Here is a 13730-nt window from a genome sequence, read left to right as displayed (position 1 = left end):
CCGGAGAGCCATCATGACATCGCCAAAGCTCGACCGCCGCCAGATGCTCAAGCTCGAGGCCGCCGCGATCGCGGCCGCCGCCGCGGGCATGCCGGCGCCGGCGCTCGCCGCAAACCTCGTCGCAGAGCGCGACGTCGCCGAACTGAAATGGGACAAGGCCGCCTGCCGCTTCTGCGGCACCGGCTGCTCGGTGATGGTCGCCACCAAGGACAACCGCGTCGTCGCCACCCATGGCGACACCAAGGCCGAGGTCAACCGCGGCCTCAACTGCGTCAAGGGCTACTTCCTCTCCAAGATCATGTACGGCCACGATCGCCTGACGCAGCCGATGCTGCGCAAGACAGGCGGCAAGTACGACAAGAACGGCGAGTTCACGCCTGTCAGCTGGACCGAAGCCTTCGACATCATGGAGGTGAAGTGGAAGGAGGCGATCAAGAAGCGCGGGCCGAACGGCGTCGCCATGTTCGGCTCCGGCCAGTGGACGATCTGGGAAGGCTATGCGGCGTCAAAGCTGTTCAAGGCCGGCTTCCGCACCAACAACATCGATCCCAATGCGCGGCACTGCATGGCCTCGGCCGTCGCCGGCATGATGCGCACCTTCGGCATCGACGAGCCGGCCGGCTGCTATGACGACATCGAGGCCACCGACGCCTTCGTGCTGTGGGGCTCCAACATGGCGGAGATGCACCCGATCCTGTGGACGCGCCTCGCCGACCGCCGGCTGTCCGCGCCGCATGTCCGCGTCGCCGTGCTCTCGACCTTCGAGCATCGCTCGTTCGACCTCGCCGACATCGGCATGATCTTCAAGCCGCAGACCGATCTCTATCTGCTGAACGCCATCGCCAACCACATCATCAGGACCGGACGGGTCGACAAGAACTTCGTCGCCGCGCACACCATCTTCCGGCGCGGGCAGACCGACATCGGCTATGGCCTGCGGCCCGAGCATCCGCTGCAGAAGAAGGCGACGGGCGCGGCGAAGGCCAACGACTCCACCGAGATGAGCTACGACGAGTACGTCAAGTTCGTGTCGGACTACACGCTGGAGAAAGCCGCCGAGATGTCCGGCGTGCCGCTCAATCGCCTCGAGGCGCTCGCCGAGATCTATGCTGACCCGAAGACAAAAGTGGTCTCGTTCTGGACCATGGGCTTCAACCAGCACACCCGCGGCGTCTGGTGCAACAACCTGATCTACAACATCCACCTGCTGACCGGAAAGATCTCCTCGCCCGGCAACAGCCCGTTCTCGCTGACCGGCCAGCCCTCGGCCTGCGGCACCGCGCGCGAGGTCGGCACCTTCTCGCATCGCCTCCCCGCAGACATGGTCGTCACCAACAAGGCGCATCGCGATCATGCCGAGCACATCTGGCAGCTGCCCGAAGGCACCATTCCCGACAAGCCCGGCGCCCACGCCGTGCTGCAAAGCCGGATGCTGAAGGACGGCCTGATCAACGCCTATTGGGTGCAGGTCAACAACAATTTGCAGGCCGGCCCGAACGCCAACGAGGAGACCTATCCGGGCTTCCGCAATCCCGACAATTTCATCGTGGTCTCGGACGCCTATCCGTCGGTGACCGCGCTGGCCGCCGATCTGATCCTGCCGACCGCGATGTGGGTGGAGAAGGAAGGCGCCTATGGCAATGCCGAGCGGCGCACGCAGTTCTGGCACCAGCTCGTCGCGGCACCGGGCGATGCCAGGTCCGATCTCTGGCAGCTCATGGAGTTCTCGAAACGCTTCAAGATCGAGGAGGTCTGGCCCGAGGAGCTGATCGCCAAGAAGCCTGATGTCCGCGGCAAGACGCTGTTCGACGTGCTCTACAGGAACGGTCAGGTCGACAAATTCCCTGTTGCCGACATCGAGCAGGGCTATCTCAACGACGAGTCCAAGGCGTTCGGCTTCTACGTCCACAAGGGCCTGTTCGAGGAATACGCCTCGTTCGGCCGCGGCCATGGCCACGACCTCGCGCCGTTCGACACCTATCACCGGGAGCGCGGCCTGCGCTGGCCTGTCGTCAACGGCCAGGAGACGAAGTGGCGTTTCCGCGAGGGCAGCGATCCCTACGTCAAGCAGGGAACGGGCGTGCAATTCTACGGCTATCCCGACGGCAAGGCGCGCATCTTCGCGCTGCCCTACGAGCCGCCGGCGGAATCGCCCGACGGCGACTATCCGTTCTGGCTCTCGACCGGCCGCGTGCTGGAGCATTGGCATTCCGGCACCATGACGCGCCGCGTTCCCGAGCTCTACAAGGCGTTCCCCGAGGCCGTCTGTTTCATGCATCCCGACGACGCGGCGGAAGCCAGGCTCCGGCGCGGCGACGAGGTGAAGGTGGTGTCGCGCCGCGGCTTCATCCGCGCCCGCGTCGAGACGCGCGGCCGCGACCGGCCGCCGCGCGGGCTCGTCTTCGTGCCCTGGTTCGACGAATCCAAGCTGATCAACAAGGTGACGCTGGACGCCACCGATCCGATCTCGCTGCAGACCGACTACAAGAAATGCGCCGTGCGCATCGAGCGGGTGAGCCTGTCATGATGAAACGATTTGGCATAGCCCTGCTCGCGGTCGCGATCGCCGCCGGCGCGAGCTCCCTGACCGCGCAGACCGTCAGCTCCGGCCTGCGCGGCCCGGCCCCGCTCAACGACGAGGGCCCGGCGCCGCCGATGCTGCCGAACCGCAACACGTCGGAACGGGAGGTGCGCAACTATCCGGAGCAGCCGCCTGTCATCCCGCACACGATCGACGGCTACCAGATCGACCTCAACGGCAACAAATGCCTGTCCTGCCATGCGCGGGCGCGCACCGCGGAATCGCAGGCGCCGATGGTCTCGATCACCCACTTCATGGACCGCGACGGCCAGTTCCTGGCTTCGATCTCGCCGCGGCGTTTCTTCTGCACCGAGTGCCACGTGCCGCAGAACACCGCCACGCCGCCCGTCAGCAACGACTTCACCGACATCGACACGCTGCTGTCGCGTGCAAGCCCGGGTGGCCGGCGATGACGACGGCGGCTGACGAGCCAGAAGCCAAGCGCGGCTTCATCCTGCGCTGCTGGGATTTCGCGCGCGAACTCTGGCAGGTGCTGATCCGGCCGAGCTCTGTGTTCGGTCTCGGCGTGCTGGTGCTGGCGGGCTTTGCGGCCGGCGTGATCTTCTGGGGCGGCTTCAACACCGCGCTGGAGCTGACCAACACCGAAAAATTCTGCACCGGCTGCCACGAGATGAAGGACAACGTCTTCGCCGAGCTGAAATCCACCATTCATTTCAGCAACCGCTCCGGCGTGCGCGCGACCTGCCCGGACTGCCACGTCCCGCACAACTGGACCGACAAGATCGCGCGCAAGATGCAGGCCTCCAAGGAAGTCTGGGGCAAGATTTTCGGCACCATCGACACAAGGGAAAAATTCCAGGATCACCGCCTCGAGCTGGCGGCGCACGAATGGGCGCGGTTCAAGGCCAATGATTCCCTGGAATGCCGCAACTGCCACAGCGCCGATTCCATGGACATCACCAAGCAGTCGCCGCGGGCCTCGGTGGCGCACCAGCGCTTCCTGTTCACGGGCGAGAAGACCTGCATCGACTGCCACAAGGGCATCGCCCACCATCTGCCCGACATGCGCGGCGTGCCCGGCTGGCAATAGGCTGGTCGGTTCTTGGCGGGGTCTGAGCAAGCGCCTCGTCCTTCGAGACGACCGCTGCGCGGTCTCCTCAGGATGAGGCTGACTGGCACCGTCGCCTGCCGAAAATGCCGCCGCGCGCGCCGCCCTCATCCTGAGGGCCCGCCAACGGCGGGCGTCTCGAAGGATGGCCGCAGGGAGCGGCCTCAATTGCGATTGCCCTGCGCTTGAACCCTTGGGCCGAATGGTTAGTTTTGGGGGGTGGCGAATCGCTCCGTTTCGCCCCTCTCAAAGCAGACATGGCCACTTTCACTCCGCATCAGGATGCCGCGCTCAAGGCCGTTGGCGACTGGCTCAAGGCAAAACCCGGTCGCAACGGCACGCCGCCGATCTTCCGGCTGTTCGGCTTTGCCGGCACCGGCAAGACCACGCTGGCGCGGCATATCGCCGAGGACGTCGACGGCGAGGTGAAGTTTGCCGCCTTCACCGGCAAGGCGGCGCTGGTGATGCGCAACAAGGGCTGCGACGAGGCCTCCACCATCCACTCGCTGATCTACCGCGCCCGCGAATCCGGCGAGGAGCAGCCGAGTTTTGAACTCTGGGACGACGCGCCGGCGTCCAAGGCCAAGCTGATCGTGATCGACGAATGCTCGATGGTCGATGCTGAACTGGGCCGCGACCTGATGTCGTTCGACTGTCCGCTGCTGGTGCTGGGCGATCCCGCGCAGCTGCCGCCGATCCAGGGCGGCGGCTTCTTCACCAACACCGAGCCCGACGCGATGCTGACCGAGGTGCACCGGCAGGCGCAGGACGATCCGATCGTGCGGATGTCTATGGACGTGCGCGAGGGGCGCGAGCTCGACATCGGGCGCTACGGCGAGAGCGAGGTGGTGTCGCGGAAAGAGCTCGACCCCGATCGTGTCATGAGCGCCGACCAGGTGCTGGTCGGCCGCAACAACACAAGGCGCGCCTACAACATGCGGGTGCGCCAGCGCCAGAACATCGAGGACGTCTTCCCGGTCGCCGGTGACAAGCTGGTGTGCCTGCGCAACAACCGCAAGAAGGGCCTGTTCAACGGCGGCCTGTGGCGCGTCAAGTCGCGCAACACTTCGCGCTCGAAATCGCGGATCCTTTCGATGCGGCTGTCGCCGGACGAAGACTTCGGCCACAAGGTGACGAAGGTGTCGGTGCGCGCCGACTGTTTCGAGGGCGGCGTCGAGGCGATCGCCTGGGAGCAGCGCAAGCCCTATGACGAGTTCGACTACGGCTACGTGCTGACCGTACACAAATCGCAGGGCTCGCAATGGGACGACGTCGTCCTGTTCGACGAGAGCTTTGCGTTTGGAGAGAGCCGCGCAAGGTGGCTGTACACGGGGATCACGCGGGCGGCGAAACGGTTGAGCATTGTCGTGTGAGGCTGCCGTAGCCCGGATGAGCGCAGCGATATCCGGGACCGGAAGACCCGCATGTCGCTTCGCTCATGCGGGCTACATTCTCCTCCCTCCGTCGTCCCGGACAAGCGAAGCGCAGATCCGGGACCCATACCCACAGGGAGAAGTTTGGCGAGGACTCGGAGTGGGCGCCTTGCCTCACATTTCTCCCTGTGGGTATGGGTCCCCGCCTTCGCGGGGACGACACCGGTTGTCAGGCTCCGCCGTCGCGTCTCACACGCGCCGCCCCTACTTCCCCGCCACGAAATAAAAATCCTCGCGTCCCGGCGGCGAGCCGTAGGAAAACGGCTGCTGCTCGTGCTTGGTGGCGGACCAGACGTCGTCGCGGATGATGTCGAACAGCTTTCGGATCTCGACCCGGGGCACCTTGATCTCGCGGGCGAGCGCGGTTGAGAACGGGCTGTCGGCGCCGCCCTCACCGTCCATCGCGGTCTCGCCATGCTTGGCGGCGTAGACCACCATGAAGCCGGCGCCCGGCTCGATGTTGGAAAAGCCCTTGTCGACCAGCTTCAACGACAATGTGCGCTGCATCGTCGGCGCGAACGGATTGTCGCGGCAGGCATCCAGTATCACCAGCCGCACTTTTCGCGCAGCGCCGACCGCCGCGATCACCTGCTCCAGGGCAACGGCCTGCGTCTCGGCGTCCTTGTCGGCGGCGAGCTTGGCGTCAACCGGGACGAGGTAATTCACCCCGCCGATCTCGAAGCCGTGGCCGGCGTAATAGACCACCGCCCAATCGGCCTTCTCCGCCTCGGCGGCGAAGGTCTGGAGCGCTTCGAAGAACTCGTCGCGGGTGAGGTCGCCAGCGGAGATCACGGTCTGGAAACCGACGTCGCGCAGCGCGCCCGCAATCAGTTTCGCGTCGCGCGGCGGATTGGGCAGGGCGTGGACGTTCTTGTAGGCGCCATTGCCGACCACGAGCGCGACGCGGCGCCCGGTCGCCCCGGTCGGCGTTTGCGGCGTCAGAGCGGCGAGCCGTTCCTGCGCGATGGCGCGGGCGCGCGCGACGTCGGGCTCGTCGAACTTCGTCAGCGAATAGGACGCCGCACGGTAGTCGGCGCGCGCCTGCGCGAGATCCTTGTTTCGTTCGTAGATCTGGCCACGGCCGGAATGCGCCCGCACGCTGTTCGGGTTCAGCTCGATGACGGCGTTGTAGTCCTTCAGGGCGGCGTCGAAATCGCCCTTCCTCATGCTGACCTCGGCGCGGTTGTTCATTGCGAACGCGTTCTTCGGCTGCTTCTCGATCAGACCATTGCAGTCGGCGAGGGCCAGATCGTACTTGCCCATCAGGCCGTAGGTGACGCAGCGGTTGCCCGCGATCTGCGGCGCGGTGGGATCGATCTTCTCGGCCTCCGCAAAATCGGCGATCGCGCCGTCATAGTCCTTCATCAGGGTGCGGACGCGGGCACGGTTGGTCCAGCCGAGCAGGAATTTCGGCGTGTACTTGATCGACAGGTTGAAATCGTCGAGCGCGCTCTGGAGCGCGCCCCGGCGCAGCTGGATGACGCCGCGATTGTTGTAGGGCACACCGTAGGTCGGGCGCTTCTGGAGCGCGAGGTTGTAGTCGGCCATCGCGAGGTCGTCCTGGCCCTTGCGCTCATTGGCGAGGCCGCGGAGATTGAGCGTGACGACGTTGTCGGGGTCGAGGTCCACCGCCATCGACAGGGTCTCGATGGCGCGGACATAGTCGCGCTTGTTGAGCAGCGTGTTGCCGCGCACGGTCAGCGCGATCGCCTTGTCCTTGCCGGCGAGGCGGTCGGCGTTGAGCAGATTGTCGCAGGCCGTGGCGCGGGCCTGGAGCTCTGCCTGCCGGTCACGGCAAATGGCGAGATCGTCGCCGGATTGCGGCTCGGCCGCGGCGATTGCGGCGCCGGCGACGAGGATGACGAGGGTCAGGGAAACGACGCGCAGCATGTTGTCAGGTCAGCTCCAGCCACCACTTTTTAAGTCGATCGTCGATCGCGCGGGTTCATCCATGGCTCGCGCATGCTCATTGCGCAAAACCGCTTCTCACTGTTGCGGATCATGCTCTTAGCGCGGAGTTCCTCCTGCCGCCAAGCCGGTCCCCGATGCGGCATTTTTCACGGACTCGTGTCCGTCCGCGCGTAACAATCCGCGCCTTTGCCCGTATCTCAGATGACCGAAAAGGCGGTCGGGCAGACTGTTCGCCCGGCGCCAACCGACCTAGAGTGTCCCATCTCCCGGAAAGAGGCCCCGCCATGCGCCGTCCTGCCCTCCTGACCCTGCTCGCCGCAACCACCGCCCTGACGCTGGCCTTTGCCGTGCCGTCCCGGGCTGCCGAGGATGCGGTCGTGATCCCTGCCCCGGCCATGGACGCCGCGCAGGCAAGCGGCATCCAGACCGCCGTGATTGCCGGCGGCTGCTTCTGGGGCGTGCAGGGCGTGTTCCAGCACACCGCGGGCGTCGTCAACGCGGTGTCCGGCTATGCCGGCGGCACCAAGGCGACCGCCGATTACCAGACCGTCTCGAGCGGCCGGACCGGCCACGCGGAATCGGTCGAGATCAAGTACGACCCGAAGAAGATCTCCTACGGCAAGATTCTCCAGATCTACTTCTCGGTCGCCCACGACCCGACCCAGCTCAACCGCCAGGGGCCGGACACCGGCACGCAATATCGCTCGGCGATCTTCACCACCTCCGACGAGCAGAAGAAGGTCGCGGAGGCCTACATCGCCCAACTCAACTCCGCAAAAGTGTTCAGCAAGCCGATCGTGACCAAGGTCGGCGCCTTGGAGGCGTTCTATCCGGCGGAGGCCTATCATCAGGACTATCTGACGCTGCATCCGAACCAGCCCTACATCGCCTATAACGACCTTCCCAAGGTCGAGAACCTGAAAAAACTGTTCGCCGATAACTACATTGAGAAGCCGACGCTGGTCAGTGCCAGCAAGGCCACCAACTGATCGCGAGATCCCAAGAGAAACGGGAGACCCATGCCCGACACCAAAATGAAGACCACCGACGACAAGGTCACCAAGAGCGAAGAGCAGTGGCGCAGCGAGCTGTCGCCGATGCAGTACGCGGTGCTGCGCGAGAAGGCGACCGAGCGTCCCTTCTCAGGCGAATATGAGCACGACCACCGCGCCGGCACCTATGTCTGCGCCGGCTGCGGCAACGTGCTGTTCGAGTCGGACGCCAAGTTCGATTCCGGCTGCGGCTGGCCGAGCTTCACCGCGCCCGCCGTCGAGAGCCATGTCGACGAGGAGCGGGACGTCAGCCACGGCATGATCCGCACCGAGGTGCTGTGCGCCAAGTGCAGCGGCCATCTCGGCCATGTCTTCCCCGATGGACCGGGGCCAACCGGCCTGCGCTACTGCATCAACTCGGCGGCGCTGAAGCTCGAGCCGAAATAACATTCCCGGCCGCCCGGTTCCGACGTGGAACCGGGCGGCCGGATGTGCTTTTTTCTCCTGGCGGTGCGGCCGATCATCGCATTCCGGCGGCCGCCAGGGAGGACGCCAATGTCACTCGGGACCATCCTGATCATCCTGGTGATCATCTACCTGCTCGGCGGCATGTCCGGGCGGGTCGGCGGCTATGGCTATGGCCTCGGCCATTCCGGCATGGGCATCGGCGGCGTCGTGCTGGTGGTGCTGGTCGTCCTGCTGCTGCTTGGCAAGCTGTAAACCACATAAGCCATTGAAAAATATTGGCTTATAGCCCTTGCGGGGCTGCCATGCGCGGATTCATCATCTCCCATCGCGGGGGTCGCAATTTTGTCAAAACGGCCTATATTAGAGAGCGAAAATGACATGTGCGGCGGGCCCACACGATCGTGGCCTCCTCCGCCCCAAACCCCACGCGCTTAAAGCCCCAGAGAAGATCACGAGGTCTTTGACCATGCGTCCACTGCGTCCGTTCAACTTCAACACTTCCGCCGAGCTCTTCCCCGCTGCGATCCGCAAGAAGAAGCGTGCAGGCTTCACCTATCGCCGGTTCGGCACCGCGGCCGAAGCCGTGCAGTTCGCGATGGAGCAGTTGCCGACGGATTCGCTGAACGGCGCCTATCTCCAGGTCGAGGAAGCGCGCTTCGACCAGAACGGCATCCGCTCGCTCTATGAGAGCGAAGCCTTCCCGCTGGAGCGCCACCGCAAGCCGGAGCCGGCCGCCGCCGAGACCGACGCCGACGCGGCGTAAGCTTTCGCAAAACTCCGATACGCAGAAGGCGCGATGATCAAAAGGTCATCGCGCTTTTTGCGTTTTTAGTTCCCCCTCTCCCGCTTGCGGGAGAGGGCTGGGGAGAGCGTATCTCCGCAAACGAGGACCCCCAAGAGGCGAGAACCCTCACCCGCCGCGCTTCGCGCGTCGACCTCTCGCAAGCGGGAGAGGTACACCGAGACTGACCTGCAAGCTTCAGACGCGCGGCTGCTTGTCGAGCCAGCGGCGGAGCAGGCGGACGTTGCGCATGTTGGCGCGGAACATGACGTCGAAGGCATCGCCCGCGAACGGCACGATGCCGACCACGCCGTCGACGGCGACATTGCCGAGCATGCGCGCGGTGATGTACCAGGGCGCGCCCAGCGCCCGCGCCTCGCGCACCAGCCACAGCGAGATCGCGGTGGTGATGATGTCGCCGACCACGGGAATCAGCCCGATCAGCCCGTCGATGCCGTAGCGGATGTTGGTGCCGGGCAGAACGAAGGCGACGTCGAGCAGTTTTGCGATCGCCTCGATCCGGGCGATCCGCTGCTCCCGCGTCAGATTGCCGAACGGGTTGCCGGCGAACTGACCGTCTTTGCCGAACTCGAAGCGAAACTCGCGAAACCCCTGCTCCAGCGTCTCGGGCCGGATCTCCTGGCCGTTCTGGTCGATGACGGGCCCGCGCGCCTCGGTGCCTGAAAAGGTCGCGCGCGAACGGCTCCCGGAACCGGATTTGCGTGGAACAATGATATCGTCGTCAGACATGGTCATGGCCCAGGGGAAACTCACCAACGCTGCGGAGGTTGCTGCGCTGCGCCCGAACGTCGCGCGGTCAGGTCGGGGCCGCCGCTGGCTGCGGCTCCTCGACATATCTATGCACGAGCCAGGAGGAAATCACCGACGGCACGAAGCCGACGAGGCCGTAGAGGATGAATTGAATCGCGCCCGAATCCGGCCCGCGCGAGCTGTAGGTCAGCGAGGCCAGGACGAAAGCGAACAGGCCGACCAGCAGCATCCGCAGCACCGGACCGATCCGGCGGACATGGATCAGGATGTCGTCGACCGCACCGATCATCAGCGAGGGCAGGAAGCCGAACAGATAGCTGTATTGCAGCGACTTGAAGAACACCGAGAACAGCTTGCCGACCTCGCCGAGATTGGTCTGGGCCCAATAGCCGGACTGGTAGGTCGTCGTCAGCAGCAGCAGGAACCCGCCCACGAACGGGCCGACCAGCGCGAACACCAGATAGCGTTTCATCAAGCACCCTCACATCTCGGCTGATTTATAGCAGCGCGGCGGGAAGCTTGGATAGCGGGTTCCGAGGGGTGTCCGGACCTGCCGTTTCGGGAACGTCTGGCAAATCGGCGAGTTCTCAGGGGACTGCAAATTCTTGCCTGTATCAGCACGATTGGACCCAATGATGCGTAATACAACCCTGCTTCTCGCAGCGGTCGCGTTGACCGCCGTCACCTCGAGCGTCTCCGCTTTCGCACAAGGCCATATGGGAACGTCGCAGGAGCAAAGCGCCTGCTCGCGCGATGCCTCGCGCTTCTGCCGCAAGGACCTCGGCAATGACGGCGCCGTGCAGGGCTGTCTGCAAGCCAACCGGTCCAAGCTGTCGAAGTCCTGCAGCAAGGTGTTCGAGAGCCACGGAATGTAAGATTGGAATCCAAGTGCCTCCGGCCGTTGCGTGACGTCCGCGCAACAATCGCGAATTCCTTTGCGCCGCCCATTGCAGCTCTTTGACAATGGCGCATACTTCACTCGGGCGGCGCAGCACTTTCCGATTCGAACAGCAAGAAATCGAGCGACCACATGCGGGATCGAGGTCCGGCATGAAGGCTGCGACGTGCGGCAGATCAAGCCGTGTGCGGCGCCCCAAAATCAAGTGGCCCAAGCCCACCGAACTCGGGGACGCATTTCGCATGTCAATCTACCGGACGACCGCAACTCTCTTCGCCCTCGCCACCACCGCCATCGCAGTCCAGACATCGCCGGGCCTCGCCTTCTCGTCCGAAGCGCAGCAGATGTGCTCGGGCGACGCGATGCGGCTGTGCTCCAGTGAAATCCCCGACATCCCCCGGATCACCGCCTGCATGGTGCGGAAGAAAGCAGAGGTCAGCCCCGGCTGCCGCGCCGTGATGGACCGCGAGCACGCCGCCGCCACGGGCGCATCGCGCAAGCGGGAAGCCGCGGCGCAGTAGGAGAAAGTCGCGACGCCTCTCTCCGCCGTCATTGCGAGGAGCGCTTGCGACGAAGCAATCCAGACTGCCTGCTCGGAAAGTTTCTGGATTGCTTCGCTACGCTCCGCAATGACGGAGCGTGTGGCAGCGCCTGAGGCCGAATCTCCCGGAGCGAAGCCTAATCGCCCCACTGCGCGAAGGCGTCGTTGAAGGCGCGCTCGCCGGGGGCGCCCTTCTCGATGGCGATGATGGCGCGGCGCTGGTTGGCGTAGACCAGGGGCACGTCGAACCAGGAGCGCTCCTTGAGGAGCTGGACGTTGCGGGCGCGGTCGGCGTCGACGTTGGAGAGGCCGACCAGGAAGAAGCCGTCGGTGACCTTGACCGCGAGGCCTGCGAGCGGCGTGCCGCGCGCCTGCTCGTTCGACTTCATCAGGATGCCCGGCACGTTGGAGACGCCGCCGCCCGGAAAATCCGGCGGCAGGACGAAGGTCAATTCCGCCGTGTGGCTCGCCGGCAGCGAAGAGTCCGTGTTGCGGCGGAACGACATCGTCATCTTGAACTTGCGATCGGGGATCTCGATGTCGGCGCGCACGGCAACGTCGGCCTTCTGGTTGCCCGACGCCTTGATCGGTTCGAGCCGCCACACCACCGAGCCGACATATTGCTTGCCCTTGGGATCGGACGGATCCTCGTCGTAGAGCACGACCTTCTGCGCCACCGGCGCGACCGGCTGGTCATTCGCCGACGGCTGGCCGACGCGATCGGGGATCTTCGGCTTGCTCTGCGGCTGGGACGGATCCTTCGGCGCCTCGGCCACCTGGGTCGGCGAGGGCTTGAACAGGCCGCTCGCGGTCTGGACCAGCGACTTGCCCCAGAGAATGCCGGCGCCGACCAGGATCAGCACGATGCCGACGGCGATCGCGCTTTTGAACGGGAAGCGGGAGCCGCCGCGCTTGGGCTTCTTCTTGGCGTCGCGGTCGAGGACGGGGATGTGCGGCCGCCCGGACGCCGGCCGCGGCGCATAGCGCTCGGCCTCCTCGATCGACTCGTCGTAGGAATAGGGCGCCTCGCCCTCGCCGACACGGTTTTCCAGGCTCGGCTCCAGCCGGTCGAATTCCGGCGAGGGCGAGGGCACGTTGGCGTAGGTGCGGCGCGCGGCGCGATTGGCCTGCGCAGCGGCGCCGCCGAGATCGTTGGCGTCGGCCGTGATGTCGCGGAAGCCGCGCACGCCCGGGGCGGGCGGCAGCGCCGGCGGCGGTCCGATATCAGGCGGACGGCGCCCGCCTTGACGATCGCCTTGACGGTCACTTTGGCGATCGCGTCCGGCCGGCGGAGGCGCCGGCGGCTCCGGCATCGGCGGTGACGCGGGCGGAGAGCCAAGCGGGCCTGGCTGGCGCGGCGCGTCGAAGCGCGGGGCGCGCGGCGGACGCTGGGCATCGGCCTGGTCATCGACGTTGAAGGACGGGCGGTCGGCGCGCGGCGGCGTCGGCGCCGGGCGCGCGCGCGGCGGAGCAGCCGGAGGGGCCGCGGCCGGATTGCCCTCGGTGGCACGGGTGCTGGCCCGGCGGAAGGCATCGCCGCTGCCACTGCTGCGGGGAGCGCCGCCCGGGCGCGAGGCGTCGCGGGCGCGCTGGGCGGCCTCCGATTCGACCTTGCGGACGGCCTCTTCCAGCGACAGCCGTTCGCGGGTGATCTCGGATTCGGAGAGCGGCGGCTGCACGCTGCGAAGCTGCGCGATCAGCGCCGTGCGCGCCCGCTCATAGAGCGCGCGACGGCTTTCGCCGGGAGCGTTGGGGTCCAGGGCGGCAATAGCGCGGGCGATCAGCGGATAGTAATCAGCCATTTCTACTCAATTATACGCGCGTCCCGGTAAGATATCGTTAAGCCTCAAACGGATTTTGCACCAGAATAGTATCCTCGCGTTCGGGGCTGGTGGAAAGCAGCGCGACCGGGCACCCCACCAATTCCTCGATCCGGCGGACATATTTGATGGCCTGGGCCGGCAGCTGCGCCCAGGATCGCGCGCCCGCGGTCGGCTCCTTCCAGCCCTCGATGGTCTCGTAGATCGGCTCGACTCGGGCCTGGGCACCCTCGCCGGCCGGGAAATAATCGATCTCCTTGCCGTCGAGCTTGTAGCCGGTGCAGACCTCGATGGAATCGAAGCCGTCGAGGATGTCGAGCTTGGTCAGCGCGAGGCCGTTGATGCCGCAGGTGCGGACCGCCTGGCGGACCAGCACGGCATCGAACCAGCCGCAGCGGCGGGGGCGGCCAGTCACAGTGCCGAACTCGTGGCCGACGGAGGCCAGGTGCTTGCCGACGCCTGCGT

15 protein-coding genes are annotated in these 13730 nt (G+C 65.7%); 10 read left to right on the top strand and 5 right to left on the bottom strand.

Going from position 1 to position 13730, the window contains the following annotated elements:
* The first annotated feature begins 13 nt into the window (after window positions 1-13).
* From napA to PMI42_RS05215, 4 genes are all read left to right on the top strand, one after another.
* Window positions 14-2527 carry a nitrate reductase catalytic subunit NapA gene (gene napA / locus PMI42_RS05230; RefSeq protein ID WP_008131234.1) on the top strand — a complete coding sequence of 838 codons (2514 nt, stop codon included), beginning with the start codon at window positions 14-16 and terminating at the stop codon, window positions 2525-2527.
* Window positions 2524-2994, top strand: coding sequence for a nitrate reductase cytochrome c-type subunit (locus tag PMI42_RS05225; RefSeq protein WP_008131233.1), 471 nt, complete (start codon window positions 2524-2526; stop codon window positions 2992-2994). Before napA ends, PMI42_RS05225 begins: the two co-directional genes overlap by 4 nt.
* Window positions 2991-3632: a NapC/NirT family cytochrome c gene (locus tag PMI42_RS05220; protein WP_008131232.1), complete on the top strand. Its 642-nt coding sequence runs from the start codon at window positions 2991-2993 to the stop codon at window positions 3630-3632. The genes PMI42_RS05225 and PMI42_RS05220 overlap by 4 nt, the downstream gene beginning before the upstream one ends.
* Window positions 3633-3907: 275 nt before the next feature.
* Complete coding sequence (locus PMI42_RS05215) at window positions 3908-5023, top strand: ATP-dependent DNA helicase (protein ID WP_008131231.1); 1116 nt, start codon at window positions 3908-3910, stop codon at window positions 5021-5023.
* Window positions 5024-5287: 264 nt separating this feature from the next.
* Here the strand turns inward: PMI42_RS05215 and PMI42_RS05210 are convergent, their stop codons facing one another.
* On the bottom strand, window positions 5288-6973 hold the full coding sequence (locus PMI42_RS05210; protein WP_008131229.1) for a tetratricopeptide repeat protein: 1686 nt from the start codon (window positions 6971-6973) through the stop codon (window positions 5288-5290).
* Between the two features lie 305 nt (window positions 6974-7278).
* Between PMI42_RS05210 and msrA the strand changes: the two genes are divergently transcribed.
* The 4 genes from msrA (at window position 7279) to PMI42_RS05195 (ending at window position 9217) form a co-directional block, all read left to right on the top strand.
* Window positions 7279-7983, top strand: a complete 705-nt coding sequence (gene msrA, locus PMI42_RS05205) for a peptide-methionine (S)-S-oxide reductase MsrA (RefSeq protein ID WP_008131227.1) — start codon at window positions 7279-7281, stop codon at window positions 7981-7983.
* 30 nt (window positions 7984-8013) lie between these two features.
* The gene (gene msrB, locus PMI42_RS05200; protein ID WP_008131226.1) at window positions 8014-8433 is read left to right on the top strand and encodes a peptide-methionine (R)-S-oxide reductase MsrB; all 420 of its coding nucleotides are present in this window, start codon (window positions 8014-8016) and stop codon (window positions 8431-8433) included.
* 108 nt (window positions 8434-8541) lie between these two features.
* Window positions 8542-8706, top strand: coding sequence for a DUF3309 family protein (locus PMI42_RS37795; protein ID WP_008131224.1), 165 nt, complete (start codon window positions 8542-8544; stop codon window positions 8704-8706).
* Window positions 8707-8920: 214 nt separating this feature from the next.
* Window positions 8921-9217, top strand: a complete 297-nt coding sequence (locus tag PMI42_RS05195; protein WP_008131222.1) for a hypothetical protein — start codon at window positions 8921-8923, stop codon at window positions 9215-9217.
* A 216-nt stretch (window positions 9218-9433) separates the two neighbouring features.
* Here the strand turns inward: PMI42_RS05195 and PMI42_RS05190 are convergent, their stop codons facing one another.
* Window positions 9434-9991, bottom strand: coding sequence for a DUF4112 domain-containing protein (locus tag PMI42_RS05190; protein ID WP_008131219.1), 558 nt, complete (start codon window positions 9989-9991; stop codon window positions 9434-9436).
* 61 nt (window positions 9992-10052) lie between these two features.
* Window positions 10053-10478, bottom strand: coding sequence for a DUF5413 family protein (locus PMI42_RS05185; protein ID WP_008131217.1), 426 nt, complete (start codon window positions 10476-10478; stop codon window positions 10053-10055).
* A gap of 163 nt (window positions 10479-10641) precedes the next feature.
* Here PMI42_RS05185 and PMI42_RS05180 point away from each other — a divergent pair, with 163 nt between their 5' ends.
* Window positions 10642-10881, top strand: coding sequence for a hypothetical protein (locus tag PMI42_RS05180; protein WP_008131215.1), 240 nt, complete (start codon window positions 10642-10644; stop codon window positions 10879-10881).
* Window positions 10882-11056: 175 nt separating this feature from the next.
* Window positions 11057-11425: a hypothetical protein gene (locus PMI42_RS05175; protein WP_008131213.1), complete on the top strand. Its 369-nt coding sequence runs from the start codon at window positions 11057-11059 to the stop codon at window positions 11423-11425.
* 157 nt (window positions 11426-11582) lie between these two features.
* Here the strand turns inward: PMI42_RS05175 and PMI42_RS05170 are convergent, their stop codons facing one another.
* Both PMI42_RS05170 and PMI42_RS05165 read right to left on the bottom strand, forming a co-directional pair.
* Window positions 11583-13247, bottom strand: a complete 1665-nt coding sequence (locus PMI42_RS05170; RefSeq protein ID WP_008131211.1) for a hypothetical protein — start codon at window positions 13245-13247, stop codon at window positions 11583-11585.
* 37 nt (window positions 13248-13284) lie between these two features.
* On the bottom strand, window positions 13285-13730 hold a 446-nt coding region (locus tag PMI42_RS05165; RefSeq protein ID WP_008131209.1), incomplete at its 5' end, for an adenylosuccinate synthetase.

This window comes from Bradyrhizobium sp. YR681 (assembly GCF_000282615.1).
In the GTDB taxonomy this organism is placed as follows: Bacteria; Pseudomonadota; Alphaproteobacteria; order Rhizobiales; family Xanthobacteraceae; genus Bradyrhizobium.
This window is presented reverse-complemented; position numbering and strand designations above follow the sequence as displayed.

Bases quoted from the DNA above. Each gene is read 5' to 3' on its own strand.
- PMI42_RS37795 (WP_008131224.1), top strand. From the start codon at position 8,542: ATGTCACTCGGGACCATCCTGATCATCCTGGTGATCATCTACCTGCTC.
- msrA (WP_008131227.1), top strand. From the start codon at position 7,279: ATGCGCCGTCCTGCCCTCCTGACCCTGCTCGCCGCAACCACCGCCCTG.
- napA (WP_008131234.1), top strand. From the start codon at position 14: ATGACATCGCCAAAGCTCGACCGCCGCCAGATGCTCAAGCTCGAGGCC.
- PMI42_RS05210 (WP_008131229.1), bottom strand. From the start codon at position 6,973: ATGCTGCGCGTCGTTTCCCTGACCCTCGTCATCCTCGTCGCCGGCGCC.
- PMI42_RS05220 (WP_008131232.1), top strand. From the start codon at position 2,991: ATGACGACGGCGGCTGACGAGCCAGAAGCCAAGCGCGGCTTCATCCTG.
- PMI42_RS05215 (WP_008131231.1), top strand. From the start codon at position 3,908: ATGGCCACTTTCACTCCGCATCAGGATGCCGCGCTCAAGGCCGTTGGC.
- msrB (WP_008131226.1), top strand. From the start codon at position 8,014: ATGCCCGACACCAAAATGAAGACCACCGACGACAAGGTCACCAAGAGC.
- PMI42_RS05180 (WP_008131215.1), top strand. From the start codon at position 10,642: ATGCGTAATACAACCCTGCTTCTCGCAGCGGTCGCGTTGACCGCCGTC.
- PMI42_RS05185 (WP_008131217.1), bottom strand. From the start codon at position 10,478: ATGAAACGCTATCTGGTGTTCGCGCTGGTCGGCCCGTTCGTGGGCGGG.
- PMI42_RS05190 (WP_008131219.1), bottom strand. From the start codon at position 9,991: ATGACCATGTCTGACGACGATATCATTGTTCCACGCAAATCCGGTTCC.
- PMI42_RS05195 (WP_008131222.1), top strand. From the start codon at position 8,921: ATGCGTCCACTGCGTCCGTTCAACTTCAACACTTCCGCCGAGCTCTTC.
- PMI42_RS05170 (WP_008131211.1), bottom strand. From the start codon at position 13,247: ATGGCTGATTACTATCCGCTGATCGCCCGCGCTATTGCCGCCCTGGAC.
- PMI42_RS05225 (WP_008131233.1), top strand. From the start codon at position 2,524: ATGATGAAACGATTTGGCATAGCCCTGCTCGCGGTCGCGATCGCCGCC.
- PMI42_RS05175 (WP_008131213.1), top strand. From the start codon at position 11,057: ATGAAGGCTGCGACGTGCGGCAGATCAAGCCGTGTGCGGCGCCCCAAA.